At 67.9% G+C, this 25,766-nt stretch carries 25 protein-coding genes and 1 pseudogene; 13 read left to right on the forward strand and 13 right to left on the reverse strand.

Annotation, left to right across the window (positions count from 1 at the left end):
• The first annotated feature begins 36 nt into the window (after nucleotides 1–36).
• The 3 genes from BM43_RS07445 (at nucleotide 37) to BM43_RS07450 (ending at nucleotide 3,009) form a co-directional block, all read left to right on the forward strand.
• The gene (locus BM43_RS07445; protein WP_036056052.1) at nucleotides 37–795 is read left to right on the forward strand and encodes a hypothetical protein; all 759 of its coding nucleotides are present in this window, start codon (nucleotides 37–39) and stop codon (nucleotides 793–795) included.
• 116 nt (nucleotides 796–911) lie between these two features.
• Nucleotides 912–1,325 (forward strand): hypothetical protein, encoded by a 414-nt coding sequence (locus tag BM43_RS40215; protein ID WP_144417633.1) that lies wholly within the window; start codon nucleotides 912–914, stop codon nucleotides 1,323–1,325.
• A 97-nt stretch (nucleotides 1,326–1,422) separates the two neighbouring features.
• The gene (locus BM43_RS07450) at nucleotides 1,423–3,009 is read left to right on the forward strand and encodes a methyl-accepting chemotaxis protein (protein WP_036056051.1); all 1,587 of its coding nucleotides are present in this window, start codon (nucleotides 1,423–1,425) and stop codon (nucleotides 3,007–3,009) included.
• A 60-nt stretch (nucleotides 3,010–3,069) separates the two neighbouring features.
• Here the strand turns inward: BM43_RS07450 and cynR are convergent, their stop codons facing one another.
• Nucleotides 3,070–4,005 (reverse strand): transcriptional regulator CynR, encoded by a 936-nt coding sequence (gene cynR, locus BM43_RS07455; protein ID WP_036056050.1) that lies wholly within the window; start codon nucleotides 4,003–4,005, stop codon nucleotides 3,070–3,072.
• Nucleotides 4,006–4,125: 120 nt separating this feature from the next.
• On the opposite strand from cynR, the gene BM43_RS07460 reads away from it, so the two are divergent.
• Nucleotides 4,126–4,785, forward strand: a complete 660-nt coding sequence (locus tag BM43_RS07460) for a carbonic anhydrase (protein ID WP_036056045.1) — start codon at nucleotides 4,126–4,128, stop codon at nucleotides 4,783–4,785.
• A gap of 65 nt (nucleotides 4,786–4,850) precedes the next feature.
• Complete coding sequence (gene cynS / locus BM43_RS07465) at nucleotides 4,851–5,321, forward strand: cyanase (RefSeq protein ID WP_025100266.1); 471 nt, start codon at nucleotides 4,851–4,853, stop codon at nucleotides 5,319–5,321.
• A 34-nt stretch (nucleotides 5,322–5,355) separates the two neighbouring features.
• Here cynS and BM43_RS07470 read toward each other — a convergent pair whose 3' ends face one another.
• The gene (locus tag BM43_RS07470) at nucleotides 5,356–6,393 is read right to left on the reverse strand and encodes an aliphatic sulfonate ABC transporter substrate-binding protein (protein WP_080742139.1); all 1,038 of its coding nucleotides are present in this window, start codon (nucleotides 6,391–6,393) and stop codon (nucleotides 5,356–5,358) included.
• 292 nt (nucleotides 6,394–6,685) lie between these two features.
• Between BM43_RS07470 and BM43_RS07475 the strand changes: the two genes are divergently transcribed.
• A complete protein-coding gene (locus BM43_RS07475) occupies nucleotides 6,686–7,015 on the forward strand; it encodes a DUF4148 domain-containing protein (RefSeq protein ID WP_013690473.1) in 330 nt (109 codons plus the stop codon).
• A 212-nt stretch (nucleotides 7,016–7,227) separates the two neighbouring features.
• Here the strand turns inward: BM43_RS07475 and BM43_RS07480 are convergent, their stop codons facing one another.
• Entirely contained in the window at nucleotides 7,228–8,235 is a 1,008-nt protein-coding gene (locus tag BM43_RS07480) for a hypothetical protein (RefSeq protein WP_036056044.1), read from the reverse strand.
• A gap of 242 nt (nucleotides 8,236–8,477) precedes the next feature.
• Nucleotides 8,478–9,464, reverse strand: a complete 987-nt coding sequence (locus BM43_RS07485; RefSeq protein ID WP_036056042.1) for a zinc-binding dehydrogenase — start codon at nucleotides 9,462–9,464, stop codon at nucleotides 8,478–8,480.
• A gap of 305 nt (nucleotides 9,465–9,769) precedes the next feature.
• On the opposite strand from BM43_RS07485, the gene BM43_RS07490 reads away from it, so the two are divergent.
• Complete coding sequence (locus BM43_RS07490; protein WP_013690476.1) at nucleotides 9,770–11,170, forward strand: DHA2 family efflux MFS transporter permease subunit; 1,401 nt, start codon at nucleotides 9,770–9,772, stop codon at nucleotides 11,168–11,170.
• 117 nt (nucleotides 11,171–11,287) lie between these two features.
• Here the strand turns inward: BM43_RS07490 and dctA are convergent, their stop codons facing one another.
• From dctA to BM43_RS07510, 4 genes are all read right to left on the reverse strand, one after another.
• Nucleotides 11,288–12,667: a C4-dicarboxylate transporter DctA gene (gene dctA / locus BM43_RS07495; RefSeq protein ID WP_036056041.1), complete on the reverse strand. Its 1,380-nt coding sequence runs from the start codon at nucleotides 12,665–12,667 to the stop codon at nucleotides 11,288–11,290.
• Nucleotides 12,668–12,815: 148 nt separating this feature from the next.
• On the reverse strand, nucleotides 12,816–13,454 hold the full coding sequence (leuD, locus tag BM43_RS07500) for a 3-isopropylmalate dehydratase small subunit (RefSeq protein ID WP_036056039.1): 639 nt from the start codon (nucleotides 13,452–13,454) through the stop codon (nucleotides 12,816–12,818).
• Nucleotide 13,455: 1 nt separating this feature from the next.
• Nucleotides 13,456–14,862: a 3-isopropylmalate dehydratase large subunit gene (gene leuC, locus BM43_RS07505; RefSeq protein ID WP_036056036.1), complete on the reverse strand. Its 1,407-nt coding sequence runs from the start codon at nucleotides 14,860–14,862 to the stop codon at nucleotides 13,456–13,458.
• A 63-nt stretch (nucleotides 14,863–14,925) separates the two neighbouring features.
• The gene (locus tag BM43_RS07510; RefSeq protein ID WP_036037750.1) at nucleotides 14,926–15,804 is read right to left on the reverse strand and encodes an alpha/beta fold hydrolase; all 879 of its coding nucleotides are present in this window, start codon (nucleotides 15,802–15,804) and stop codon (nucleotides 14,926–14,928) included.
• Between the two features lie 88 nt (nucleotides 15,805–15,892).
• Here BM43_RS07510 and BM43_RS07515 point away from each other — a divergent pair, with 88 nt between their 5' ends.
• Both BM43_RS07515 and BM43_RS07520 read left to right on the forward strand, forming a co-directional pair.
• Entirely contained in the window at nucleotides 15,893–16,816 is a 924-nt protein-coding gene (locus BM43_RS07515) for a LysR family transcriptional regulator (RefSeq protein ID WP_013690481.1), read from the forward strand.
• 218 nt (nucleotides 16,817–17,034) lie between these two features.
• Nucleotides 17,035–18,414: a DEAD/DEAH box helicase gene (locus tag BM43_RS07520; RefSeq protein ID WP_036056034.1), complete on the forward strand. Its 1,380-nt coding sequence runs from the start codon at nucleotides 17,035–17,037 to the stop codon at nucleotides 18,412–18,414.
• 14 nt (nucleotides 18,415–18,428) lie between these two features.
• Here the strand turns inward: BM43_RS07520 and BM43_RS07525 are convergent, their stop codons facing one another.
• The 3 genes from BM43_RS07525 to BM43_RS07530 form a co-directional block, all read right to left on the reverse strand.
• Complete coding sequence (locus tag BM43_RS07525; RefSeq protein ID WP_036056032.1) at nucleotides 18,429–18,680, reverse strand: hypothetical protein; 252 nt, start codon at nucleotides 18,678–18,680, stop codon at nucleotides 18,429–18,431.
• Nucleotides 18,681–18,954: 274 nt separating this feature from the next.
• Entirely contained in the window at nucleotides 18,955–19,233 is a 279-nt protein-coding gene (locus BM43_RS38520) for a helix-turn-helix domain-containing protein (RefSeq protein ID WP_219847292.1), read from the reverse strand.
• Nucleotides 19,234–19,576: 343 nt separating this feature from the next.
• Nucleotides 19,577–20,491, reverse strand: coding sequence for an alpha/beta hydrolase family protein (locus tag BM43_RS07530; RefSeq protein WP_230676427.1), 915 nt, complete (start codon nucleotides 20,489–20,491; stop codon nucleotides 19,577–19,579).
• Nucleotides 20,492–21,167: 676 nt separating this feature from the next.
• Between BM43_RS07530 and BM43_RS07535 the strand changes: the two genes are divergently transcribed.
• On the forward strand, nucleotides 21,168–22,400 hold the full coding sequence (locus BM43_RS07535; protein WP_036056030.1) for an acyltransferase family protein: 1,233 nt from the start codon (nucleotides 21,168–21,170) through the stop codon (nucleotides 22,398–22,400).
• Nucleotides 22,401–22,448: 48 nt separating this feature from the next.
• Here BM43_RS07535 and BM43_RS42185 read toward each other — a convergent pair whose 3' ends face one another.
• Nucleotides 22,449–23,039 carry a hypothetical protein gene (locus BM43_RS42185; protein WP_236717790.1) on the reverse strand — a complete coding sequence of 197 codons (591 nt, stop codon included), beginning with the start codon at nucleotides 23,037–23,039 and terminating at the stop codon, nucleotides 22,449–22,451.
• Nucleotides 23,040–23,055: 16 nt separating this feature from the next.
• Between BM43_RS42185 and BM43_RS42190 the strand changes: the two are divergent.
• Nucleotides 23,056–23,410, forward strand: a pseudogene (locus BM43_RS42190) (DDE-type integrase/transposase/recombinase).
• 166 nt (nucleotides 23,411–23,576) lie between these two features.
• Here BM43_RS42190 and BM43_RS40220 read toward each other — a convergent pair.
• Nucleotides 23,577–24,005 (reverse strand): hypothetical protein, encoded by a 429-nt coding sequence (locus tag BM43_RS40220; protein ID WP_144417635.1) that lies wholly within the window; start codon nucleotides 24,003–24,005, stop codon nucleotides 23,577–23,579.
• A gap of 14 nt (nucleotides 24,006–24,019) precedes the next feature.
• On the opposite strand from BM43_RS40220, the gene BM43_RS40225 reads away from it, so the two are divergent.
• Together BM43_RS40225 and BM43_RS07550 are read left to right on the forward strand one after the other, a co-directional pair.
• The gene (locus BM43_RS40225; RefSeq protein ID WP_124083725.1) at nucleotides 24,020–24,352 is read left to right on the forward strand and encodes a hypothetical protein; all 333 of its coding nucleotides are present in this window, start codon (nucleotides 24,020–24,022) and stop codon (nucleotides 24,350–24,352) included.
• A gap of 199 nt (nucleotides 24,353–24,551) precedes the next feature.
• Nucleotides 24,552–25,676 carry a hypothetical protein gene (locus BM43_RS07550; RefSeq protein ID WP_052409203.1) on the forward strand — a complete coding sequence of 375 codons (1,125 nt, stop codon included), beginning with the start codon at nucleotides 24,552–24,554 and terminating at the stop codon, nucleotides 25,674–25,676.
• Nucleotides 25,677–25,766 lie beyond the last annotated feature (90 nt).

The raw sequence follows: 25,766 nt of genomic DNA on the forward strand, positions 1-25,766 counted from the left end.
CCTCGCGCCCCTTCATCCGAATCAGACGGTGGATCGATGACGTCACGCAAGAATCGCTTCCTGGTGTACCTGCTCGCCGCCCTGCTCGGCGTGATCGCGGTGCGCGTGGTGCAGCACATCCGCGGCGAGCCCGACGGCTCGACACCGCCCGTCACGGCGAACGGCAGGCAGGAAGACAGCGCCGAGGAGGAGGACAACCCCTTCGCCGAGAACGTGCCGGCCCACGACGCCTACGACAGCTTCATGGAGAAGCTCGGCGACGATCCGAAGTTCAAGCTGCTGCTGGCCGGCGACAAGCAGGGCAGCGGCCGTGAGAAGGGTTTCGGCCTCGCCCAGGATGGCCTGCCGCGCCTGACCGACGCGCAGCTCGAACAGCGTCTGGTGCTGATGTCGAAGGTGGTGGGCGGGATGCCCGACGGCGATTGCCAGGCCCTGTCGCGGCCCACCGTGAACACCGCCGACAAGCAGCGCATGCTCGACGACGCGATCGCGCGCTTCGACGAGGCGGATGCGACGGCCTGGTTCGATTTCTCGCTGGCCTCGGCCAAGGCCGTGCTCGACAACACGCCGTTCGCGCAGCCCGATCGCGCGGCGGTGACGGCCGCCCTGCAGAAGATCGTGCAGCAGGTGCCGCAGGCGGACCGCCAGAAATTCCTCGACGCCACCAGCAAGCCGGCCACCGCCACGCCGGCCGACACCTGCTGGGCGATGCGCACGCTGTATCGCAATGCCGCCGCGCTGGGCGAGCCGGACAAGGCGGCCATCGCGCGGGGGCTGGTGGTGGCGGTGAACTGAACGCACGCGGCATCCCCGGGTACGCCGTATTCGCCCCCGGGCTGCCGACGATGTTCCCATCGGCCACCGACGCGTAGTCGTCCTTGTCGGTCGGATTCACGAGCGGGTAGCGCAGCGTGTCGTTCACGATCCACGCCCGCTGGTCGACGATCAGGTTCCGCGGCACCACCGTGACCGACATCGCGGTATCGCGCGGCGACACCGTGCCGAAGGGCTCCAGCCGGTCCTGCTCGGCGTCCGACTGCGGCACCGAGGCGAAACCGCCGAGCGGCACCGGCACGCCGACGCTGATCTCGGGCAAGGCGGCGGCCGGCCGAGACCGCGAACATCGCGGGACGATCGCCAGTCCTTTCCTTTCATTGCGGGGTTCCCGCGAACGGAAATGCGACGCGTCGCATTCTTACCGCAATATTTCCGTAGACATGCCGAAAAACGAAAAACACTGTCTTCCCGTTTTTCGCGCCGATTTGACAATTCTTAACACCACCAAGGCGCGAGCACCCTGCGCCGGCGCCATCTGCTGCCGATAAGCAAGGCCACGGACACGGAATTCGATAGGCACCTCATCGATTCGTCTGACCCGTGCATTCCCTTGCTTCTTTTCACGGCCCAGGAACGGACCATCCCATGCGTCTCAAGCATCTCTCTGCCAAGGCTTCCCTCTTGCTCACGTTCGGCGCGCTGAGCCTGGTCGTCCTGATCGTCTCGGGCTTCTCCCTGAAGGCGCTCGGCGACGCGAACCAGCGTTTCTATCGCTACGTCAACGGCATCAACGCACGCGCCGACATGGCCCGCGCGATCCGCGCCGCCGTCGACGATCGCGCGGTGGCCGTGCGCAACCTCGTGCTGGTCAGCTCGCCGGCCGACGTGGAGCTGGAAAAGGCCGCCGTGCTCGCGGCCGAGCAGCGCGTCGAAACCCATCTCGAGGAATTCGGCCGGATGGTCGCGAACGCACGCGACATGTCGGACGAGTCGCGCCACCAGGCCGCCGAGATCGCGCGCATCGAGGGGCTGTACCGGCCGGTCGCGCTCGACATCGACCGCCTCGCGCTGGCAGGCCAGCACGACGCCGCGATCGCCGAGATCATCGAGAAGTGCCGGCCGCTGCTGGCCGCGCTGATCCAGGCCTCGAACACCTATGCCGATGCCACCAGCCGCCGCTCGGCCGAGCTGATCGTCGAGGCCGAGGCGCGTTACGCGGTGGAACGCGCGCTGCTGGTGGCGATCTGCCTGGTCGCGATCGCCATCGCGGTGGCGGCCGGCGTCTTCATCACGCGCCGCCTGCTGCGCCAGCTCGGCGCCGAGCCGGCCGAGCTGGCGAGCATCACGCAGCGCGTCGCTACCGGCGACCTGAGCCCGGTGCCGGGCGCCGGGCAGGCGCCCGCCGGCAGCGTGCTGGCCTCGATGGACGAGATGCAGCGCAGCCTGGTGACGCTGCTGGCCCAGGTACGCTCGGCCGCCGAGAACATCGCCTCCGGCTCCGGCCAGATCGCGGCCGGCAATACCGATCTGTCCTCGCGCACCGAGCAGCAGGCCGCCTCGCTGCAGGAAACCGCCTCGAGCATGGAACAGCTCACCGCCACCGTGAAGCAGAACGCCGACAACGCGCGCCAGGCCAATACGTTGTCGGCCAACGCCTCCGAGGTGGCCACGCGCGGCAACGCGGTGGTGGGCCGCGTGGTCGAGACGATGGGCGAGATCAGCAGCAAGTCCGCGCGAATCGCCGACATCACCGGCATCATCGAGGGCATTGCCTTCCAGACCAATATCCTGGCGCTGAACGCCGCCGTGGAAGCGGCGCGCGCCGGCGACCAGGGGCGCGGCTTCGCGGTGGTGGCCGGCGAGGTGCGCAGCCTCGCGCAGCGCTCGTCGAGCGCCGCGCGCGAGATCAAGGAGCTGATCGGCGGCTCGGTGCAGCAGATCGGCGATGCGGCCCGGCTCGCCGACGAGGCCGGCGCCACCATGACGGCGGTCACCCAGGCGGTCGGCCAGGTGACGGATATCGTCGGCGAGATCGCCGCCGCCTCGGCCGAGCAGAGCCGCGGCATCGAGCAGGTCAACCAGGCGATCACGCAGATGGATCAGGTCACGCAGCAGAACGCGGCGCTGGTCGAGGAAGCGGCGGCCGCCTCGACGGCGCTGGAGGACCAGGGGCGCCAGCTCAATGCCAGCATCGCGGTGTTCCGCATCGACACGGCGACGGCCCGCGCCTGAGCCCGGGCAGGCCACCGCCGCGAATCACGAAATTCGTGCGGCTCTAGCGGCTCTAGCAGCTCAAGCGGCCGGCTCGGCGTCCCGACGGCGCACCTTGCCGCCGCCATCCCCGGCCAACTTGCCGCCCTCGGCGATCGCCATCTCGACGAAGGCCTCGGTCGCCACGCTGCGATAGGCGCCCTTGCGCAGCAGCAGCGCGGCGGTGCGCTCGGGCAGCGCCGGCTCCAGCCTGACCAGGCGCAGCCCCGGCTGCTCGCGCGCGATCGCCGCCGGCAGCAGCGTGGCCAGCGTGCCGCGCCGCACCAGTTCGATGCTCGCGCCGATCGAATCGACCTCCATCGCGATACGCGCCGCGATGCCCTGCGCGCGCAGGTAGCGGTCGATGGTATGGCGCGTCGCGAACTCGCCATGCAGCAGCACCAGCGCCTCGTCCGCCAGCTCCCGCGCCGGCAGCGCCGTGCGCCGCCGCGCGCGCGGATGCGCCTCCCCCACCACCATCGCCAGCGTCTCGACGAACAGCGGCCGCACCTCGATCTCGGGCGACTGCGTCTGGCTGAAGGCGATGCCGAGATCGATCGCATCCTCGTTGAGCATCGCCTCCATCGCATCCTGGGTCGACTCCACCAGGTCCAGCGTGATGCCCGGATAACGCCGATGAAAACCGTCGAACAGCGGCCCCACCAGGTAGGCGGTGAAGGTCGGCGTGACCGCGATGCGCAGCGCGCCTCGACTCAGATCCCGCACGTCGTGGATCGCGCGCCGCCCCGCCTCGAGGTCCTGCAGCGCGCGCCGCGCATGCTGCAGATAGGCGACGCCCGCGTCGGTCAGGCCGATCGCGCGGCCCGAGCGATCGAGCAGCGGCGCGCCCAGCGCGTCCTCGAGCTGGCGGATCTGTTGCGACAGCGTCGGCTGCGAGACGTGCAGCGCCTCGGCCGCGCGCGTGAAGTTGCGGTGTTCGGCCACCGCGAGGAAATACCGGATGTGCCGCAGCAGCATGAGGGTCCCTGAACTATTGGTTTTACCAATACCGATGATAATAAACCGGTCTTGGACGCTATGGCAGCGGCGGCGCATGCTGCGCTCATCGGTTCATCACCGGACCATGAAGGAGCGACCATGCAGGACATCATCGACGGCTTCCTGAAGTTCCAGCGCGAGGCCTTCCCGCAGCGCTCGGCGCTGTTCCGCGAGCTGGCCGGCAGCCAGCATCCCCGCACCCTGTTCATCTCCTGCTCGGACAGCCGGCTGGTGCCGGAGCTGGTCACGCAGCGCGAGCCGGGCGACCTGTTCGTGATCCGCAACGCCGGCAATATCGTGCCGTCCTACGGCCCGGAGCCTGGCGGCGTGAGTGCCTCGGTGGAATACGCGGTGGCCGCGCTGGGCGTGAGCGACGTGGTGATCTGCGGCCATTCCGATTGCGGCGCGATGACGGCGATCGCCACCTGCCGCTGCCTCGACCACATGCCGGCGGTGCGCAGCTGGCTGCGTTATGCCGATTCGGCGAAGGTGGTGAACGAGGCGCGCGAGCATGCCGACGAGCGCGCACGCGTCGATTCGATGGTGCGCGAGAACGTGATCGCCCAGCTCGCCAACCTGCGCACGCATCCCTCGGTGCGGCTCGCGCTGGACCAGGGGCGGCTCGCCCTGCACGGCTGGGTCTACGAGATCGGCACGGGCTCGATCGAGGCGCTCGACGGCGCCACCGGCCGCTTCGTCTCGCTCGCCGGACATCCGAATGTGCGCGCCACGCCGGCGCGGCTCGGCGCGGCCGCATGAGCCACGCCCTTCCCCTCATCGTTCATCGACGATTTCCGTCGCCTTCACCCAGAAAGGAGTCAAGCATGCCCCAGTCGCAAACCAGCCAGGCGCCGCGCCAGGCACTCACCGACACGATCCTCGACGCGAAGATCCGCAAGGACCTGAGCTTCGAGCAGATCAACGAAGGCACCGGCCTGAGCCTGGCCTTCGTCACCGCGGCCCTGCTCGGCCAGCACGCGCTGCCCGAGGCGGCCGCGCGCGCGGTGGCCGCCAAACTCGATCTCGACGAGCACGCGGTGCGCCAGTTGCAGACCATCCCGCTGCGCGGCAGCATCCCCGGCGGCGTGCCGACCGACCCGACCATCTATCGCTTCTACGAGATCGTGCAGATCTACGGCTCGACGCTCAAGGCCCTGGTCCACGAGCAGTTCGGCGACGGCATCATCAGCGCGATCAACTTCCGGCTCGACATCAAGAAGGTCGACGATCCCGAAGGCGGCTCGCGCGCGGTGATCACGCTGGACGGCAAGTACCTGCCGACCAAGCCGTTCTGAAGCGGCGCGGGCCAGGCGCGCCCCGCGCGGCACGTCAGGGCGCCTTGGCCTTGACGGCGGCGGCGGCGCCGGCCGGCCCCGGCGTCCAGATGCGGATGTCGGTGGCCTTCACGGCCACCGGGATCATGCCGGCCGCGCGATAGGTATCGGCGATGCGCTGCTGCTCGGCGAGCTGGTCGCGACGCACCGGCACGATCTCGTAGCTGCGCCGGCTGTTGGCGAGCGTGACGGTCGCCTCGGGCAGGTTGCCCCACACGGGCGCGAGAATTTTCGCCGCCTCGTCGGGATGCGCCTTGACCCACCTGCCGGTCTGGTTCAGCAACTCGAACACCGCGCGCAGCGCATCCGGGTGCCGTTCGACGAAGGCATCGGTGGCGGTATAGAAGCGGTTGTACTCGGCCAGGCCGTCGCGCCCGTCGGCGATCACGCGAACGTGGTCGTCGCGCTGCTCGGCGGCGAGGAACGGATCCCAGATCACCCAGGCATCGACATTGCCGCCGCGAAACGCGGCCAGCGCGTCCGACGCTTCCAGGTAGCGGATATCGACGTCGCCCGGCGCGAGCCCGGCACGCTTGAGCGCGGCCAGCAGCAAATAATGGCAGCCCGAGCCCTTGGCCACCGCCACGCGCTTGCCGCGCAGGTCGGCCACGCCGTGGATCGGCGAATTGGCCGGCACGATGATGGCTTGCGCCGAGGGTGCCGAGGTTTCCTCGGCGTAGTAGGTGAGCGGCGCGTGGGCCGCCTGGGTGAACAGCGCGAAGGCGTCGGCCACGTCGGCGTTGAGGTCCACGCTGCCGCTGTTCATCGCCTCCAGCAGCCCGCTGGAGAACTCGTGCCAGCGCACGTCGTAGCCGAGCGCGCCGAGCCGCCGCTCGAGTTCGCCGTTGCGCTTGAGCAGGATGAACAGCGTCGAGGAACGCTGGTAGCCGATCGACACCGTATCGCGGGCGAGCGCGGCGCTCGAATACGAGGCGACGGCGGCGCCGACGCCGAGCGCCAGCAGCGAACGGCCGAGCAGGCGCAGCACGGCGCGACGCCGGCCGGCGAACGATGGCATGGACCACGACGACATGAACAGGACTCCGGAGCGGGTGAGCCGGAAACTATAGCGAAGCCGGGCCGGGCGGCTAACCATCGATATCGCATATCGTTAGCAGCGCGCGCGGCGCCATGGCGCGCCATGCGAACGGCTGGCGAGCGGCTTGCAGGGGTATCGCTGCGGCTTTCGATTTGTCCTGCTACATTGCATCCATCCACCGGCCCGCGGGCCCACGGATGCGTCCGGCAGAGGCGAGCCGCGTGCCTGTCTCGCCCCTGTCGTTGCGCGTACCACCAAAACCATCAATCTTCAGGAGAAAGTCAAGATGCGTACGACCCGCAAGCTGTCTCTTGCCGCGCTGACGTTGTCCCTCTCGCTCGGTATTTCCGGTATCGCCCTGGCCCAGACCGACGCCGCCGCCCCCGGCGCCGATGCAGCCGCCGCGGCCAGCACGCCCACCAAGGCCGAGAAACGCAAGGCCGCCCGTGCCAAGCACAAGGCCGAACGCAAGGCCGCCCGTGCCAAGAACAGCGCCGAGCTGAAGGAACTCGAGAAGAACGGCTACAAGCCCTCGGCCAACGATCCGAACTATCCGGACGACCTGCAGAAGGCGCAGCAGCGCGCGGCGGCCGCCAAGGCCGCCTCGGGCCAGTAAGCCAGGCGGTATCCCGCCACGACAGCACCGGCTGCACGCGCCGCCGGTGCTGGTTCCCCGCCGGACTTTCCCTTTTCTCTCTCCTCCTCCGCCGACGAACGCGTCGATCGACTCACGTCGCGATCGCCACGTGCATCGCTCTTCAGGGATGCGAAACAGGCGAATTCGCGCCGCCGTCGCGCCCTGCCGCCCGACCCGCTTCCGTCAGCGCATCAAGCCTGGCCTTGCCCCGCCGCCGTGAGACGACGCGCCGTCAACGCATGTATCGGCGCCGAGACATGTGCCGCGGCGCCGGCCCGCGAGGCACGCGCTCCGGCGAACCCGGCGCCGCCGGTCGACACGCCCGGGCGCCGCGCCGCCGTGTCGAGCGCCGCGGCCGGTGCAAGCTCGGCCGGGCCGCCACTGAAATCGGGATCGCAGGCGCCGCAACCGGAGCGGCAGGTCGCGGCCGAGAGGTCCGCGTCATCGGGCGCCGGCGCCGGTGCCACCGTGCCGCCCACCTCCAGCGCGGCGATCCCGGTGGCCAGGATCAGCGCGTGGATCGCGCGCCGCATCGCCGCCAGTTGGCGGTAACGCTGCAGATCGGCGTCGTAGGCTTCGAGCGCGACGGCCGCGCGCGGCGCGATCTCGAAACCCTCGCCCCTGGCCTGCACCAGCCCGGCCGTCACCAGCGTGCTCAGCACGCGATCGACGAAACCCTGGCGCTCCTCGAGCGTGGCGTCGTGCGGCAGTTGCGGCCCGTCGGCCAGCGCCAGCAGCGCCGAGGGCGCCACCGGCTGCTGCAGCTCGGCCGACAGCGCGGCAACCCGCTTGGCCACCTCCATGCGCGCCACGCGCATCACGTTGGCGCGCCGGAAGCCGCGCGAGGTGAAATCGTCCAGCCAAGCCGCCAGCCAGTACCAGCGCAGCCAGACCCGCAGCACCAGGCGCGCGGAATCGTGTTCGTGGAATTCGTGGCGGCGCAGGTAGACCACGTAGCGCGCCCGGCCGGCGGCGGCCTCGCTCAGCGTCAGCGCCACCGGCGCCGCCGCCTCGCCGCCCGCGGCCAGGCCCCGGCCGCTGATGGTCTCGCCGACCAGGCCCGTGACCCGTAGATGACGATCGTGGCCGGCACGCGCCGCAAGATGCGCGATCACCTGCATGCGGCCGCCGGACTGCCCCACCTGCCGCTCGCAGGCGATGCGCAGCGCCCGCCCGAGGAACCATCGATTGATCGACATGCCGGTCTCCGTGAAATGCTCGATGTCTGACGAAGCGGATCGACACGCCGGGCTGCTGCTGTAAAAACTACAATCGCGCGCGCCGGATTGTCGTCCTGGTACGCCATCGCCGCGCCGCCCGCGCCGCGATGGCGGCTGGCGGGCGGCGCGACGAAGGCGCGGGGAAAACGCGTCGGTTCGAGCAAGATACGGACCAGCGCGCCGCGATCGAGGCGCGGCGCGGCCGAGCGCGGCACCGCCGGCTAGCGCACCACCACCATCTTGCCGCCGGCCTGGTTCGCCTCCATCACGCGATGCGCCTCGTGGATCTGGTCGAAACCGAATACGCGCGAGGGCTTCACGTCGAGCCGGCCCGCCGCCGCGTCGGCCGCGATCGCCTGCAGCGGCACGTCCGAGAGCGGGAAACCGGGCGTGCCGAACACGAAGCTGCCGAAGAAGCTCAGGCACACGCCGCTGGCCATCTGCAGCAGCGGATTGAAATCGCGGATCGGATCGAGCCCGCCCAGCCAGCCGGCCAGGCAGGAGCGCCCGCCCCGGCGCAACAGCGAGAGCGAATCGAGCAGCACCGAATTGCCGACCAGGTCAAGCACCTTGTCCACCTGCCGCGCCTCGGCCAGGTGCGCCGCCAGGTCGGGCCGCTCGATCTCGCAGCGCGCGGCGCCGAGCCGTTCGAGCATCGCGAAGCGCTCGGGGTTGCGGGTGGTGGCGATCACGCGCGCGCCGGCATTGACGGCCAGCTTCAGCGCCGCCTGCCCGAACGAGGAGGTCGCGCCGCGGATCAGCAGCAAGTCGCCCGCCGCGAGTTCGAGGTTGCGGAACAGGCAGGTCCAGGCGGTCGCGTAGGTTTCGGGAATCGCGGCCAGCTCGGCCCAGGGCAGCTCGGCCCAGGGCAGCTCGGCCTCGATCAGCGCGACGTTCGACACCGGCGCGCGCGTGAATTCCGCGTAGCTGCCGTTGATGGTGCGCCCCAGCCCGCCCATCAGCGCGGCCACCTTCGCGCCCACCGGGAATTCGCCGCCCGGGCAGGACTTGACGATGCCGACGCATTCGATGCCGCTGACCGGCGCGGCCTCGGCCCATTCGCCGCGCCGCATGTGCATCTCGGCGTGGTTGATGCCGAAGGCCTTGACCTCGATGACGACATGGCCGGCCAGCGGCTCGGGATCGGGGATCTCCCGGTAGACGAGGCTGTCGAGGCCGCCGAATTTGTCCAGGACGATCGCGCGCATGATGGATTTCCTTGCAGGGGGATGAGAGCCCATCCGCTTCACCGCGACAGGACACGGCATGGCGGGCGGGACGGGGCCGGGTGCGGACCGGGATCGCGTTGTCGCGAGTAACCCGGTAAACGACGGATCGAAGGTTACTCACCACTTAGTAACCTGTTAAACATATTTTTAAAGGTTACTTTGCCGACCGCCTGCCGACGTCGATTCACGTCCTGCCGCTATACTTGCCGCTCGATCCCGCACCGGCCCCGCCGGCCGGCCCGCCAGACGCGCCCCGTCGCGTCGCCCGATCCGCTCATCCCCTCATGCGCGCCACCCTCGATCGTCGTACCGCGACCGCCCTGCTGGTCGCCGCCGTGTTCTTCATGGAAAACCTCGACGCGACCGTGATCGCCACCGCGCTGCCCACCATGGCGCGCGATTTCGGCACCGCGGCGGCGCATCTGTCGATCGGCGTGTCGGCCTACCTGGTGGCGCTCACCGTGTTCATCCCGATCAGCGGCTGGATGGCCGACCGCTTCGGCGCGCGCCGCGTGTTCGCCGCGGCGATCATCGTGTTCACGCTGTCCTCGCTGCTGTGCGCGGCCAGCGGCAGCCTGCCGGCCTTCACCGCGGCGCGCACGCTGCAGGGCCTGGGCGGCGCGATGATGGTGCCGGTCGGCCGGCTGGTGGTGTTGCGCAACACGCCGAAGGAGCAGATCGTGCGCGCCATCGCGATCCTCACCTGGCCCGCGCTGGTGGCGCCGATCCTCGGGCCGCCGGTGGGCGGCTGGATCAGCACGCACTGGAGCTGGCACTGGATCTTCCTGCTCAACCTGCCGCTGGGCGCGATCGCGCTGGCCGCCGCGCTGCTGCTGGTGCGCAACGGCGAGGCGAAGCGCGCGCCGTTCGACCTGACGGGCTTCGTGCTCACCGGGCTCGGATTCGGGCTGTTCATGGCGGGCCTGGAGGCGGCCAGCCGCGACGACGTCTCGCGCCTGCTGGCGCTGCTGATGCTGGCGGCCGGCGTCGCGCTGCTGGTGATATCGGCGCGCTACCTGGCGCGCGCCGAGCATCCGCTGTTCGGCCTGGCGCCGCTCGCGATCGATACCTTCCGCGTCACGGCCGTGGGCGGCTCGCTGTTTCGCACCGCGATCGGCACCGCGCCCTTCCTGCTGCCGCTGATGTTCCAGCTCGCCTTCGGCTACAGCGCCGTGGAGGCCGGCACCCTGCTGCTGTGGCTGTTCGCCGGCAACCTGGCGATGAAGCCGGCCACCACGCGGATCATGCATGCCTTCGGCTTTCGCCGGGTGCTGATCGGCAACGGCGTGCTGGTCGCGCTCGGCTTCGTGGCCTGCTCGATGCTGAACGCCGACACGCCGCACTGGCTGGTTTGCCTGCTGCTGTTCGCCACCGGCATGACGCGCTCGATGCAGTTCACCGCGCTCAACACGATCGGCTTCGCCGACGTGCCGCAGGCGCAGATGAGCCATGCCACCACGCTGTTCTCGGTGCTTCAGCAGATGAACGCGGGGATGGGGATCGCGGTCGGCGCGCTGGCGCTGTCGGTGGCCGGCATCATGGGCGGCTCCTCGCCGGGCAACCCGGGGCCCGGCGACTTCCAGCTCGCCTTCGACCTGATCGCGGTGCTGGCCGCGCTGGCGATCGTCGACAGCCTGCTGCTGCCGCGCGATGCGGGGGAGAAGATTCTCGCGCGAGGGCGTTGAGCGGCAGCGCCTCGGGGCCGCTTGCCTGGGCGATCGATCCCGAGGCGCCGCGCCGCTTGACTCGACGAATCGGCGAACCGGCAGCGCCGGCTTGCCGGGTCGATCTCCATCGTGGCTTCAGCGCCCCGGCTGCGCGGCCTCGGCCGACAAACCCTCGACACCCTCGCCCTCACGCCCGGCCGCGGCCGGCATCGCGCCATCCGCCGCCGAGCGATGCTCGTCCCGCAGTTCGCCGTGCAGCGCCGCGCGCAGGCGCTCGCGATCGAGCGCGCCCTCCCAGGCACAGACCACGATGGCGGCCACGCCGTTGCCGACCAGGTTGGTCAGCGAGCGGCATTCCGACATGAAGCGATCGATGCCGAGCACCAGCACCATCGCCGCCACCGGCACGGTGGGCACCACCGAGAGACTGGCCGCGAGCGTCACGAAACCGGCGCCGACCACCGCCGCCGAGCCCTTCGAGGTCAGCATGGTGACGGCCAGCAGCGTCAGTTGCTGGGTCAGCGTGAGCGGCGTGTTGGTGGCCTGGGCCAGGAACAGCACGGCCAGCGTCATGTAGAGGCTGGTGCCGTCGAGGTTGAAGGAATAACCGGTCGGCACCACCAGCCCCACCACGCCGCGCCGGCAGCCGAGCTGCTCGAGCTTGAGCATCAGCTGCGGCAGCGCGCTCTCCGAGGTCGAGGTGCCGAGCACGATCAGCAGCTCCTCGCGAATGAACACCAGGAAACGCAGGATGCTGAAGCCGGCCAGCCGCGCCACCGCGCCCAGCACCACGAACACGAACAGCAGCGCGCTCAGGTAGAAGCAGGCGACCAGCTTGAACATCGGCAGCAGCGAACCCACCCCGAACTTGCCGACCGTGAAGGCGATCGCGCCGAAGGCGCCGATCGGCGCGACGCGCGTGATGAAGCCGACGATGCGGAACATCATCGCCGCGGCGCCGTCCACCAGGTCGACCACCGGCTTGACGCGCTCGCCCAGCACCGACAGCGCCGAGCCGCACAGCAGCGCGAGCAGCAGCACCGGCAGGATCTCCTCGTGCGTGAAGGCGCCGACGAAGGTATCGGGCACCACCTGCATCAGGAAGCCGGTCAGCCCCTCGCCGTGCGCGGCGCGCGAGACGTAGCCCGATACGGCCGAGGCGTCGAGCGAGGCGATCGACACGTTGAAGCCGGCGCCCGGCTGCAGCAGATGGCCCATCAGCAGGCCGAAGCCGAGCGCGACGGTGGAGATCAGCTCGAAGTACAGCAGCGCCTTGCCGCCGGCGCGGCCCACCGCCTTCATGTCGCGCATGCTGGCGATGCCGGTCACCACCGCGCAGAACACCACCGGCGCGATCACCATGCGGATCAGCCGCACGAACAGGTCGCCGAGCGGTTTCAGCGCCTGCGCCGCCGAGGGCGCGAAATGGCCGACCGCGACACCGAGCGCGATCGCCACCAGGACCTGCAGATAAAGATGCCGCCAGAGCGGCACGGATTGCGTGCGAGTCGCCATTGTCTCCTCCGGAAGGTAGGCGTGCGTCGTCCCCGCCGCCCTGTTGACGGGCGGTCGCAGCGACGGTTTCAGGAAAACCGGCGGCCGGCGGGATGCGCCGCCGCCTGCTGCTGCCCGGTAGCGCGGGCAGCGATGGATGCCGCGGCGCTCAGGCCGCGGCGGTTGCCTGGGTCGCGTCGATCAGCGCCCAGGGGCGCGCCGCGCGATGCGCCTGCTCGAAGGCCTCGATGCGGGCCTGCATCGACAGCGTCAAGTCGATGGTGTCGAGGCCGTCGATCACCATCCGCTTGTGGCGCGCGCCGAGCGGGAACGCATAACTGCGCCCGGCGGCCGAGTGCACCGTCTGCGCCTCCAGGTCGATGCGCAGGTTGCCTTGCGGGTTCGCCCGCGCGTCGGCCGCCAGCGCATCCACCTGCTCGCGCGGCAGCGCCACCAGCAGCAGGCGGTTGTTCATCGCGTTCGAGTAGAAGATCTCGGCGAAGCTCGGCGCGATCACCGCCGCGAAGCCGTATTGCAGCAGGCCCCAGACCGCGTGCTCGCGGCTCGAGCCGCAGCCGAAGTTGGCGCCGCCCAGCAGCACGGCGGCGCCTTCGTAACGCGCGTCGTTCAGCACCGAATCCTCGCGCGCGACGCCCTGCGCGTCGTAGCGCAGGTCGTACAGCAGCCCGCGCGCGAGGCCGGCCTTGTCGATGCCGCGCAGGAACTGCTTGGGCATGATCTGGTCGGTGTCGAGGTTCTCGATCGGCAGCGGCAAGGCGCGGCCCTCGATGGTGGTCAGCAGGCTCATCTCAGCGCTCCAGGGTGCGGATGTCGGTGATGCGGCCGGTCAGCGCGGCGGCGGCCGCCATCGCGGGGCTCATCAGGTGGGTGCGGCCGCCACGGCCCTGCCGCCCCTCGAAGTTGCGGTTGGTGGTCGAGGCGCAGCGCTCGCCGTCGGCCAGGAAATCGTCGTTCATCGCCAGGCACATCGAGCAGCCCGGCTCGCGCCATTCGAAGCCGGCCTCGATCAGCACGCGCGCGATGCCCTCGGCCTCGGCCTGGCGGCGCACGCGCCCCGAGCCCGGCACCACCATCGCGCGCACGCCGGCCGCCACGCGCCGGCCCCGCACGATGCCGGCCACCGTGCGCAGGTCCTCGATGCGGCCGTTGGTGCAGGAGCCGATGAAGACGCGGTCGATCGGCGTGCCGGCAATCGGCTCGCGCGCCGCCAGGCCGATGTAGTCGAGCGCGCGGCGTGTCGATTCGGCCTCGCTCGGCGTGGCCTGCTCCTCGGCGGCCGGCAGCAGCGCGTCGATCGCGATCGCCTGATCGGGGCTGGTGCCCCAGGTCACGAAGGGCGCCACCTCGGCCGCGTCGAAGCGGTGCTCGGCATCGAACACGGCGCCCACGTCGCTGGCCAGCGCCTGCCAGTCGGCGCGGGCGGCCGCCCATTGCGCCTCGTCGAAGCGCGTATGCGCGCGCACGTAGTCGAAGGTGGTCGCGTCGGGGGCGATCAGCGCGGCGCGCGCGCCGGCCTCGACGGTCATGTTGCAGAGCGTCATGCGCGCCTCGGCCGACAGCGCGTCGATGGTGGTGCCCGCGTACTCCACCGCGTAGCCGCGCGCGCCCTGCGCGCCGATGCGCGCCACCAGCCAGATCACCAGGTCCTTCGAGGACGTGCCGAAAGGCAGCTCGCCGTCGATCACGATGCGCATGGTCCGCGCCAGCCGGTAGACCAGGGTCTGCGTCGCCAGCACGTGCTCGACCTCGGAGGTACCGATGCCGAAACCGAGCGCGCCCAGCGCGCCGTAGGTGGTGGTATGGCTGTCGCCGCACAGGATCACCATGCCGGGCCGCACGAAGCCATGCTCGGGCGCGACCACGTGCTCGATGCCCTGGTCGGGGTCGTTGGTGCCGAACAGGCGGATCCCGGCGCGCTCGCAGTTGCGCGCGAGATTGCTGGCCTGGTTGGCCGAATCCGCGTCGAGGATCACCCGCGGGCGCTCGGCGTGGGTCGGGATGATGTGGCTCACCACCGCCACCTGCTGCCTGGGCCGGCGCACCGCGCGGCCCTTCGCGTCGAGCCCGGCAAAGGCCTGCGGGCTGGTGTATTCGTTCATCAGGTGCAGGTCGACATAGAGCAGCACGTTGTCCGCGTCGAGCGGCTCGACCGTGTGCGAATCGACCAGTTTCTGGTACAGCGTCCGGATCGCCATCCCGGCTCCTTTCGTATCGTGGGTGTGATGGGTCGCGGCGCGTGGGCCGCGCCGGCTTCGTGTTCAGCCGCGCAGGAACGGCAGCGCCGCGTCGAGCAGCGCCTCGGGCGCTTCCTCGGGGATGTAGTGGCCGCAGGGCAAGGCGTGCCCCGTGACCGCATCCGACCAGCGGCGCCATTCGGCCAGCGGATCGAAGCACTGGCCGATCACGCCCTCGGCGCCCCACAGCGCGAGCATCGGGCAGGCCAGCTTGCGGCCCGCGGCCAGGTCGGCGCGGTCGTGTTCGAGGTCGATCGTGATCGAGGCGCGATAGTCCTCGCAGATGCCGTGCGCGGTGCCCGGCGCGGACAGGCAGCGCAGGTATTCGGCATAGGCTTGCGGCGTGAAGGGCTTGAGCCCCGCGCTGCGCGCGCCGATGGTCTGCTTCAGGTAGAGGTCCGGGTCGGCCTCGATCAGCGTTTCCGGGAACGGCGCCGGGCGCACCAGGAAGAACCAGTGCCAGTAGGCGCGCGCGAAGGCGAACGAGGTCTGCTCGTACATCGCCAGGGTCGGCGCGATGTCGAGCGTCACCAGCCGGCGCACCGCCTCGGGATGGTCGAGCGCCAGGCGCACCGCCACCCGCGCGCCGCGATCGTGCGACAGCACGTCGAAGCGCTCGAAACCGAGCGCGCGCATCAGCTCCACCTGGTCCTGCGCCATGCGCCGTTTCGAATAGTTCGCGTGATCGGGCAGGCCGGCGGGCTTGCCGCTGTCGCCGTAGCCGCGCAGGTCGGCGGCCACCACCGTGAAGTGCCGGGCCAGCACCGGCGCGACGCGATGCCAGATCGCGCGCGTCTGCGGATGCCCGTGCAGCAGCAACAGCGCGGGGCCGGTGCCGCCCTTCCAGGCCTGGATATGGGTTCCGTCGGTCTCCACCGAGACGGATTCGAAGTCGTCGAACATGGTTCCTCCAGCGTTTTTTGTAGTCTAATTGCTGCCTTGAACGCCATGGTATCGGCGAAAGCAAACCGGTATTAACCTGAGGGAACAAATGGACGCGATCTCCGATCTCGCGCTGTTCGAGCTGGTGGTGCGTCAGGGCAGCCTCAGCGCGGCCGCGCGCGAGCTGGGCGTGACGCCGCCCTCGGTCAGCAAGCGCCTCAAGCAGATCGAGCTGCGGCTGGGCGTGCGCCTGCTCAACCGCACCACGCGCCAGATCAGCGTGACCACCGAGGGCGAGCTGTACCTGAACAACGGCTCGCGGATCCTCGCCGAGCTGGCCGAGCTCGAGCAACTGGTGAGCCGCAGCCGCGCGGCGCCGGCCGGGCTGCTGCGCGTCAACGCCTCGTTCGGTTTCGGTCGCACCTGGGTGGCCGCGGCGATTTCCGAATTCGTCGCCCGCCATCCCTCGATGGAGATCCAGCTGCAATTGACCGACCGGCCGCTGAGCCTGCAGGAACAGGCTTTCGACGTCGGCATCCGCTTCGGCGACGTGCCCGAGGCGCGCATCAACGCCAGGCGGCTGCTGCGCAACCGGCGCATCGTCTGCGCGGCGCCGGCCTACCTGGCGCGACACGGCACGCCGCGCACGCCGCGCGAGCTGGCGCAGCATCCCTGCCTGGTGCTGCGCGAGAACGATTCCGCTTATGGAAGCTGGCACTTCACGCGCGGCAGCCAGGAGGAAACCGTGAAGGTGCGCGGCCCGCTCAGCAGCAACGACGGCGCGGCGGTACTGAAATGGGCGCTCGACGGGCACGGCGTGACGATCCGCTCGCAATGGGAAATCGATGCGCTGCTGCGCGAGGGTTCGCTGATGCCGCTGCTGGCCGACTGGAGCCTGCCCAATGCCGATATCTACGCGGTCTACCTGGAGCGCAACCAGCTCTCGGCGCGGCTGCGCACCTTCATCGATTTTCTCGGGACGCGGCTGCCGCAGATGCTCGGCATGCCGGCGGAACGCCGGCGCGGCGGGTGAACCCCGTCGAGCAATACCTCGAGCGGCGTTCGGCAGTGCCGCGCGTCGATGCCCGCCGCCGCGCAGCTTTGCGGCGCGGCACCGGTATTCGCCGCGCTCGGGGATCCGACGCGCCTGCGAATCATCGCCAGGCAGTACGACGCCATCCTCTGGTCGAACCGCTTGGCGCGATCACCTCGGCAACCGCTAGAATTACCGTTTTCGTCCGGAATATGTCCATGTCCTTCGCCTCGCTCGGCCTGATCGCTCCGTTGCTGCGCAACCTGCAGGAACTCAACTACCAGACACCCACGCCGGTGCAGGCCAAGGCGATCCCTGCCGTGCTCGGCGGCAAGGACGTGATGGCCGCGGCGCAGACCGGCACCGGCAAGACGGCGGGTTTCGCGCTGCCGCTGTTGCAGCGGCTGGTGCAACACGGCCCGGCGGTGGCCAGCAATCGCGCGCGCGTGCTGGTGCTGGTGCCCACGCGCGAGCTGGCCGAGCAACTGCTGCAGAGCTTCGTCGACTACGGCAAGGGCCTCGATCTGCGCTTCCTGGCCGCCTATGGCGGCGTGAGCATCAATCCGCAGATGATGAAGCTGCGCAAAGGCGTGGATGTGCTCGTCGCCACGCCGGGCCGCCTGCTGGACCTGAACCGCCAGAACGCGGTGCAGTTCGACCAGGTGCAGACGCTGGTGCTGGACGAAGCCGATCGCATGCTGGACCTGGGCTTCGCGCGCGAACTCGATGCCGTGTTCGCCGCCCTGCCCGAGCGGCGCCAGACCTTGCTGTTCTCGGCCACCTTCAGCGACGAGATCCGCGCCATGGCGGCGAACATCCTGCGCAAGCCGGTCGATATCAGCGTGAGCGCGCCCAACGCGACCGCCAGCAAGATCAGGCAATGGGTGGTGACGGTCGACAAGCGCAACAAGCCCGAGCTGTTCATGCATCTGGTGGCGCGCAACAAATGGGAGCATGCGCTGGTGTTCGCCAAGACGCGCAACGGCGTGGATTACCTGGCGGCCGTGCTGGAGCAAGCGGGTTACGCGGTGGACACCATTCACGGCGACAAGCCGCAACCGGCGCGGCTGCGTGCGCTGGAGCGCTTCAAGGCGCGCGAGATCCAGATGCTGGTGGCCACCGACGTGGCCGCGCGCGGGCTGGATATCGACGATCTGCCGCTGGTGATCAACGTCGATCTGCCGATCGTGGCGCAGGACTATGTGCATCGCATCGGCCGGACCGGGCGCGCGGGTGCGAGCGGCGTGGCGGTGTCGCTGGTGTGCGCGGACGAGGCGCCGCAACTGGCGGCGATCGAGGCGCTGATCCGGCAAACGCTGCGACGGGAGGAAGAGCCGGGGTTTGAAGCCGAGCATCGCGTGCCGGAAACCAGCGCTTCGGGCGAGCTCATCAAGAAGCCGAAAAAACCGAAGAAGCCGAAGGCCGGGCAGGCGGTGGGGCAAAGGGCTGAAGTGACGGGGATGGATACGATTCACACCATCGGCAGCCCGTTCAGCATGCAAAAGCCGCGTGGGAAGACTGGCGGGAAGCCGGCTGCGGGTGGTTCACGCAAGCCGGCGGGTAAGCCTGGTGGTGGGCGGGGCAAGCGCCAGGCTTGATTCATTGGGCGGGCTTATCGTGGATTGCGGCTTCGGGTCCGACGCAGCCAGATTGCGTAGACGCTCAGCAGAACGATCACTACGGCATCGACGGGCAGCAGCATGGGCAAGGGACTTTCCCATTTGTCCATGTTCGTGGTTTGGCCGTAGTATGGCGGGCCGTCTCCGTAGGCTTCCTGCAGATTGAGCACGTTGAACGCCGCGGCAAGCGCCACCACGACGAGAGCCAGCAGCCCCAAAGCGATTTTCAGACGGCGCTGCGTCATCGGTATTTCACCGTTAGCGCGAGATGGCAACCCGGCAAACTGCACGCCAGCCCAGTGAGCCTGCCGATTTCGTCGCCATATGGTTTCGACATGGATTTTTCCTCGTTTTTTGCCAGGCGAGTCTAGGCACGTGGCCTGGACGAGGTAAGTGTGTGAATTGCCGCAATCGCGGTACGTCTGTAGCAGAAGGGTTGCCGCAAAGGCCCAGCCTTACCTCGGCGGACCGGTGCCCGCGGCAGCCTCGCAAAGCAACACCTCCCACGCAGACATAGCGTCAATCACTTGTTGAGCGCTCACAACTTCTGCATGCTGCGCAATGATTTTTGTCGAGCAGAACTTCTTGAACATCGCCAATCTTCGCGAGCCGCTGCGAAACGAGGCTTTGCGGCCCGCGCTCTCGCAGCCGGCCGACCAGTCGCGGAATCTGCGGCGGCGTCAATCCGAGTCGCTCGGCCGCTCGCCACGGCTTGAGACCGCTGTCCGCGACCTCCTTAATGACCTTGAATCGGTCCAGCTCCCGTATCGTCATCGTGATCCGTTCTGTTGCAGTCATCGAAGCTCCTAGCACCGGACAACCGGCGGCCGGATAGCTTACGCGGCGCGAAAGCGGACATTTGAACTTAGCCACTACATACGAGAAATTTCGAATTCTCTTTATGTCCAACTAGTTGTTGGAGCAACTATTTAACTGCCCGGCAGTGGCGGGTTTTTTTTTGGCGCGGGATTTCACACGGCAGAAGTCGCCGCCCCGAGCCACATTCGGTGCCACTAGGCGGACCTGCACGCAGCAGCACGTTGGTTACCTCACCTTGCTGTTCCAGCGATTGCCTCTGGCAAAGTCTGTCGACCACTACGCTGCGCTGCTTCACGGGACACGCCAGCTCAGCTCGAATGAGTTATAGATTTGCTCGCAGGAAGTCCACGACCTCCTGGTCGATCTGGTGATGAATCTCCACGCGATCGATCCCGGGCGCATCCTGGCAGATCCGTGCCGCACTGACTGCGACCGAGGCCGGGCAAGGATCAATGAAAACGAAGTGGTTGCCTGGCACGATGTGGACTGCAGGCGGTGTGGGCAAGCCTGACACAACGGCAAGAGAGTTTCTCGCAGAACCAAGATAGCTATCGTCCTTCGGACGATAGAGCATCGTCGGCACGCGCACAGCGGATAAGCCGGGTGCCTCAAACATCATGGCCAGTGGATCCATCAGCACCAGGGCCTTCAGGCGGCGATCGACGGGCGGTTGCCAGGTTACCAGTTCAGCGGGTACGGCCGCTTTACCTTGAACACCGTTCGTACCATTGCTGGATGCTGAACGCGGACATGATCCCGGATCATCGTGGTTCGCGCAGTACGCACTGGCGTACGCAAAGTCGGGTTTCGCTCCCGCCAGAATCAGCGCCGTGTAGCCGCCTGCCGAGTATCCGATCATGCCGATTCGTCCGGCCTCGGCGCTTGCCGAAAACCGTGGATCTGTGAGGACTGCATTGAGCGCGGCCTCTGCCTGCCGGGGTCGATCGATCAGAATCTGGGCTTGCGATGGCGCTTGGGGATGGCCTGAAGCGTCCCCAACGTGCGTCGGCAAGACGGCGATAAATCCGGCGCGAGCCAGAGCGCTAGCCAATTCACGGTGGCTGAAGGGGCTGCCACCTCGTCCGTGTGAAATCAATACAACCGGGAAGCGGTTATCCGGCACCGGCGGAGCATTGCGCGTCGCCTCGACAGTGAACGGCCCCGCTTGCCACGGAACCTCACGCTCATGCGTTGGGTAAAAGACGACCGTGTCGAACGAGGCCGCGTCGTCCACCACCGTAAGGCGGATTACTCCTGCGTTAAAAGCGGCCGGGGCAGCTAGCGCGGAACACGTACATACAATTGCCAGTACAAGAGTCGCTATCCAACGCATAACACTACTCCTAGCCAGCCGGAATGAGAGGCGAAGGATATCAGAACGCTCTTACACGTTTGATGACTGATAGACGTCGTTTATCGATCGCTTACATTGACCGCTTCGGATCGTTCAGAGCCGTTCGCCGCGCGCCAGATCCGCCATCCGCTATCGCGTGCCCATCCCGTCGCAAACTGCGCGCGATAGCGAGATAAATCATACGGTCCCGCAGGTCAGCAGACGGCCACGGCGTTCGGCGCCGCTGACGTATCGCGGGCAGTGGGCTCCGTGTGCAGCGTGGTGCGGGAGGGAGCGCAGCGGACGACACGGCCCCGCGCGCCTCGACGCGGCAAAGGCTTGCGCTACGGTCGCGGTACTAGGGTGTCTGCTTCTGGACGCGCGTGTCGAAAGGCGCCGTGCCGTTCCGATAGGTGATGTTGGCTGCCGCCATGATGGCAGCAATGTTGCCCAGCGAACATCCGTTCTCCACCCGGCGTATATCGTATGTCCGGCGATGCGGGCCTCGGAAGTCGGGCCGGCCGGCAGCGGGGAAGACGTGCGCGACAGAAATCAACGACAAATGCGTCGGGAGCCACACATGAAGCAGACCTTTTCAGGCGTCGACATCCTGAGATTCGGGCTCGCCATCTATCTGATGGTGTTCCATACCATCGGCGCCTACGTGGGCAGCCAGCGGATGCCATTTCACGAGCTGCTCGGGCTCGGCGGCTTTGCCACCAGCACCTTCTTCCTGCTGTCCGGCTTCATCCTCTCGCATGTGTATTTCGGCGCGGCCTCGGGTGCCCTGCGCGGCGGCGCCCGCACCTTCTTCGTGAAGCGGCTGGCCACGCTCTACCCCACGCATCTGATCTCGCTGGCGTTTTTCATCGCCGTGGCGCTCGCCACGCACCAGGACATCAACCGCTTCATGCTGTCGTCGATGGAAGGCGATCCGGTGCGGGTCGTCACGCTGCCGCCGCTGGAGACGGCCTTCAACATGCTGCTGACGCTCAGCCTGCTGCATGCCTGGAATCCGCTCTATGTGCAGATCAATCCACCGTCGTGGTCGCTGTCCGCCCTGTTTTTCTTCTATCTGGTCTTTCCGCTGCTGGCGCCGCGCCTGCTGGCGATGCAGCGCAAGCTGCACTTCGCCGTGCTGCTGTGGGTGATCTACCTGATTCCGCCGATCGTCGCCAGCAGCCTGCACTGGTATTCACCGGCGGGCGTGGGCATCGTCACCACCTGGCCGCTGATGCGGCTGCCCGAATTCATGATCGGCATCCTGCTCTACGGGCTCTATCGCGACGGCGTGCTCCAGCGCTTCACGGCATCGCGCCAATGGGTGTGGGCGCTGCTGGCGTTCGCGGCGCTGGGCTTCGCGCTGGCGTCGGGCCTGCAGGCGCACGGCCCGCGCTTCTGGGCCTATGTGATCCACAACGGCGGCCTGCTGCCGGCGGAGCTGGCGCTGCTGGTGGCCTGCCTCGCCTGCCGGGCCCTCCCCGGCGGCGTCACGAAACTGGCCGCGCGGCTCGGCAATGCCGCGCTGTCGATCTTCGCGATCCATCTGCCGCTGTTCCTGGTGTTCGTGCGCGTGCAGAAGCTGATGGCGGTGGACATGACGCCGGCCGCCTGCCTCCACGACCTCGGCGCGTGCCTGGCCTCGGCCAAGCTGGCAACGCCCGCGCTGGGCGGCTATCCGCTCTATCTGCTGGCCACGGTGATGGTGGCGGTGGTGTTCCAGGAGCGCGTCGTGACGCCGGTGCGCGACCGGATACGGCGCCGCCTGCTGGCTCCGCGCGTGCATGCCGAGGTGTCGCGGGTCGGCCTGTAGGCGCGGGCCGCGCTCAGGTCAGGACCGGTTGCAGATAGCCGGTGAGAATCAGCGTGGCCTGCACCGCGCCGAACACACGATGGCGCCGGCCCCGGCGATGGCCACCGCGCGCTGCGTGGCCTGGAGCCGGGTGCGCAGGTGGATGCCGCGGCCGCTGATGAAGCGGTTCGCGCCGATCGCGCCGAGCCCGAACAGCGTCACGGTCAGGGCCACGCCGGCGGCGATCGCGAAGCTGGCCGCGATGCCGATCCACGGCGCGAGGGTGGCCACCGAGGCGATCAGCACGAAGATCGAGCCCACGCAGGGCCAGATGCCCGAGACGAAGCCGGTGGCGGGCAGCTGCGAGGCAGCGCGCCAGCGCGACGGAGTGAACGCCACGGCGCGGCTCGACCGGCGCGCACGCAGCCGCAGCTTCGCGCCCAGATAGGTGGGCGCGTCGTCCGGGGCCTCGCTCGCGTTGGGCACCAGCCGGATGGCGCGCGGGTATTTCCGCTTCCAACTGAGCCTACGCGACATTGAGGAACTGTTATTCGAGCGCGGCGTGAGCGTCAGCCACGAGACGATCCGCCGATAGTGCGACAAATTCAGCGCGACCTTCGCCCGGCGGGTCAAGGCTGCGCGACGAAAGTCGGGCCGCATCTGGCGTCTGGACGAAATGTTCGTGAATCTGCGCGGCGAGTCCTGGCTGCTGTGGCGGGCGGTCGACGAACGCGGCACCGAGCTGGGCTGCAGAAGCAGCGCGACAAGGCCGCAGCGAAGCGCTTTTTCAGCGTGTGCTGCGTTCCTTTCCGCCGCCGCGCAAGATCGTCACCGACCCGTTACGCAGCTACCCGGCTGCCAAGGCTGACATCCCGGCGCTCGCCAACGTCAAGCACGTGTTCGTGAAGGCCGCTGCGCGCGTGAACAACCGCGCCGAGAACAGCCATCAGCCGACCCGCGAACGCGAGCGACGCATGCGAGGGTTTCGCGACCCGACGCGCACTCAGGCTTTCCTCGAGAGCTTCGGCTGATCCGCCTGCACTTCGCCCTGAAGCGGCATCTGCTGCGCGCTTCGCTTTATCGCAAACACCTCGCCGCACGCTTGTCGACGTGGTGTGCATTGGCCGAGGTCACCCAGAAATCCCTCTGCCGCATGAAACAGGCAGGTCACGCTCGCCCTCTTGTGAACATACTCCGCTAACGTGACAGCGCCATCGGCAGGCATGGCAAGACCTTGGCACGGCGTTCGCCGTCGGCATCGACGAGCGTCGCGCCGCGTAACAGCAGGCGTGTTGCCGAGAGGCGACGGGGCCGTTTCGGGCCGCCGGAAGATGCGGAGCGACCCCCGTTTGTTTCAAACTTGCAACAACGCCGGCGTGTATCCCTTTTCTTCTGGTGGCTCAAGCACTTGGCGCACATTTGGCGTCGATTTCCCGGGGTCGGTCGCCAGCGCCGGAAGCGGTGTTTTCGAGTGGTTTCCTGCACCTGGATAATATGAGATTCGGGATATTTCGGGGCTCGCATCCACCTCGAAAAACGAGACGGCAATTCGAATATCTGGATATCTCGGCATACGTCAAAAAAATCATGCAACCCAAAAACCAATTCGGTAATTTTTCCCATCATGAAATGAATCGTGAATGGAAAATCTCGAAAAACGCCGGCCGTTCACACTGATTCGATCCACGTCGTCAGACAGATCGGCGTCAGGAAGTGCGGATCTGCAACGCTTCCCGGCGCGCCCTCGAAAAATGCCCGTGAAACAAGGCCGGAAAGGTTGCAAGGTAAATTTTCCGGCACCCGATCCGGGCCGGGATTTTTTCCACGTCGTGCAAGCGGCCGGCGAACCGATACCCTCCCCCGGCACCCGGCCATCATCGAATTTTCATGATCATTTTCAACATCATTATTCGTCGCTCGGATATCAAAACTCTCATCAAAAAATCAATCGTCAGATCATTAACATTGGATGACATATCGGCCCAATTTATCCGTTACATTTCGAAACACATTAAAAAACAAGCGTCAATATACTGCGATCCCTTTCACCCCAACCCGGAAGCCACCGCAGTGCCGCACACCGATAAAAACCCGTTTTCTGCCGAAATCGGCATTGACCTGACGAATCCAGAGTCTCAAAAGTCGGACACTTCGAAGTCCCGTAGAAAGTTCATGTCCTACCTGCTCGGCACCGCTAGTGGCCTGGCGGTCGCGGCGTGTGGCGGTGGCGGCAACGACGCCGAGGCCGCGATGCGCCACGGTCGCCCGAACGGCACCGGCACCACGAGTACCACCACGGGTTCGGCCGCCTCGTCGTCCACCACCAGCTCGTCCACCTCGAGCAGCACCACCACCTCCACCAGCAGCACGCCGTACTTCTACGGCCTGAACGGCCACATGGCCTACGACGCGGGCATCTATCACACGATGTCGGCGGCCGCGCAGCTCGCGATGATCAAGGACCTCGGCGCCACCATGTACCGCTGCGACGTGGCCGGCTCGGGCATGGCCCAGACCCTCGCCACCGCGCTGAAGGGCGCCTTCGCCAACAGCGGCGTGGCCATCATGCCGGTGCTGAACCCGTTCTCGGCCGGCTGGAGCGCGTCGATGAGCGAATCCGCCGCCTACACGCTCGGCTACAACCTCGGCACCAGCTGCACCACGCCGCTCAAGGGCCTCGTGCAGTACGTCGAATGCGGCAACGAGCTGGACACGGCCGTGCTGACCGGCGGCGACGGCAGCAACACCGACAACTACAGCCCCTCGGGCTGGCCGGCATTCCGTGGCGTGATCCGCGGCATGATCGACGGCGTGAAGGCCATCGATTCCACCATCAAGGTGGGCGTAAACGTGGGCGTGCCGCTCGCCTATCGTGCGCTGCAGATGCTGTGGAGCGGCATCACGCCGGACGGCAGCGCGAACGGCGTGACGGGCGCGGCCTCGGTGCGCTGGGACATCACCTGCTACCACTGGTACGAGAGCTCGGGCGACATCACCTGCGGCTGGAGAAGCAACGCCTGCTACAACGTGCTGCAGGCGCTGAAGGATTCGTTTGGCATGCCTATCTTTTTGACCGAATGGGGCTGGGCCGGTGCGACCGACACCCAGACCGGTCAATCGGCCTACGTCACGCGTGCGCTGACCGAGTACAGGCAGATCAAGGACACCTACAACATCCAGTCCGTGATGATGTACGCGATGATCGACGACCAGTACGGCCTCGTGAAGACCGATGGCGTGACCAAGATGCCGGCCTATACCACCTTCAAGAACTTCGTGGCCGCGAACCCGGTTTGAGCGGGTGCAGTGCGGGGAGACCAACCCGGTAAGGCCGACGCGCCATGCGGTATCGGCGCGGCGGCACACCGGCCCCAGTCAGTCTGGCCA

The organism is Burkholderia gladioli (assembly GCF_000959725.1).
GTDB classification, from domain to species: Bacteria; Pseudomonadota; Gammaproteobacteria; order Burkholderiales; family Burkholderiaceae; genus Burkholderia; species Burkholderia gladioli.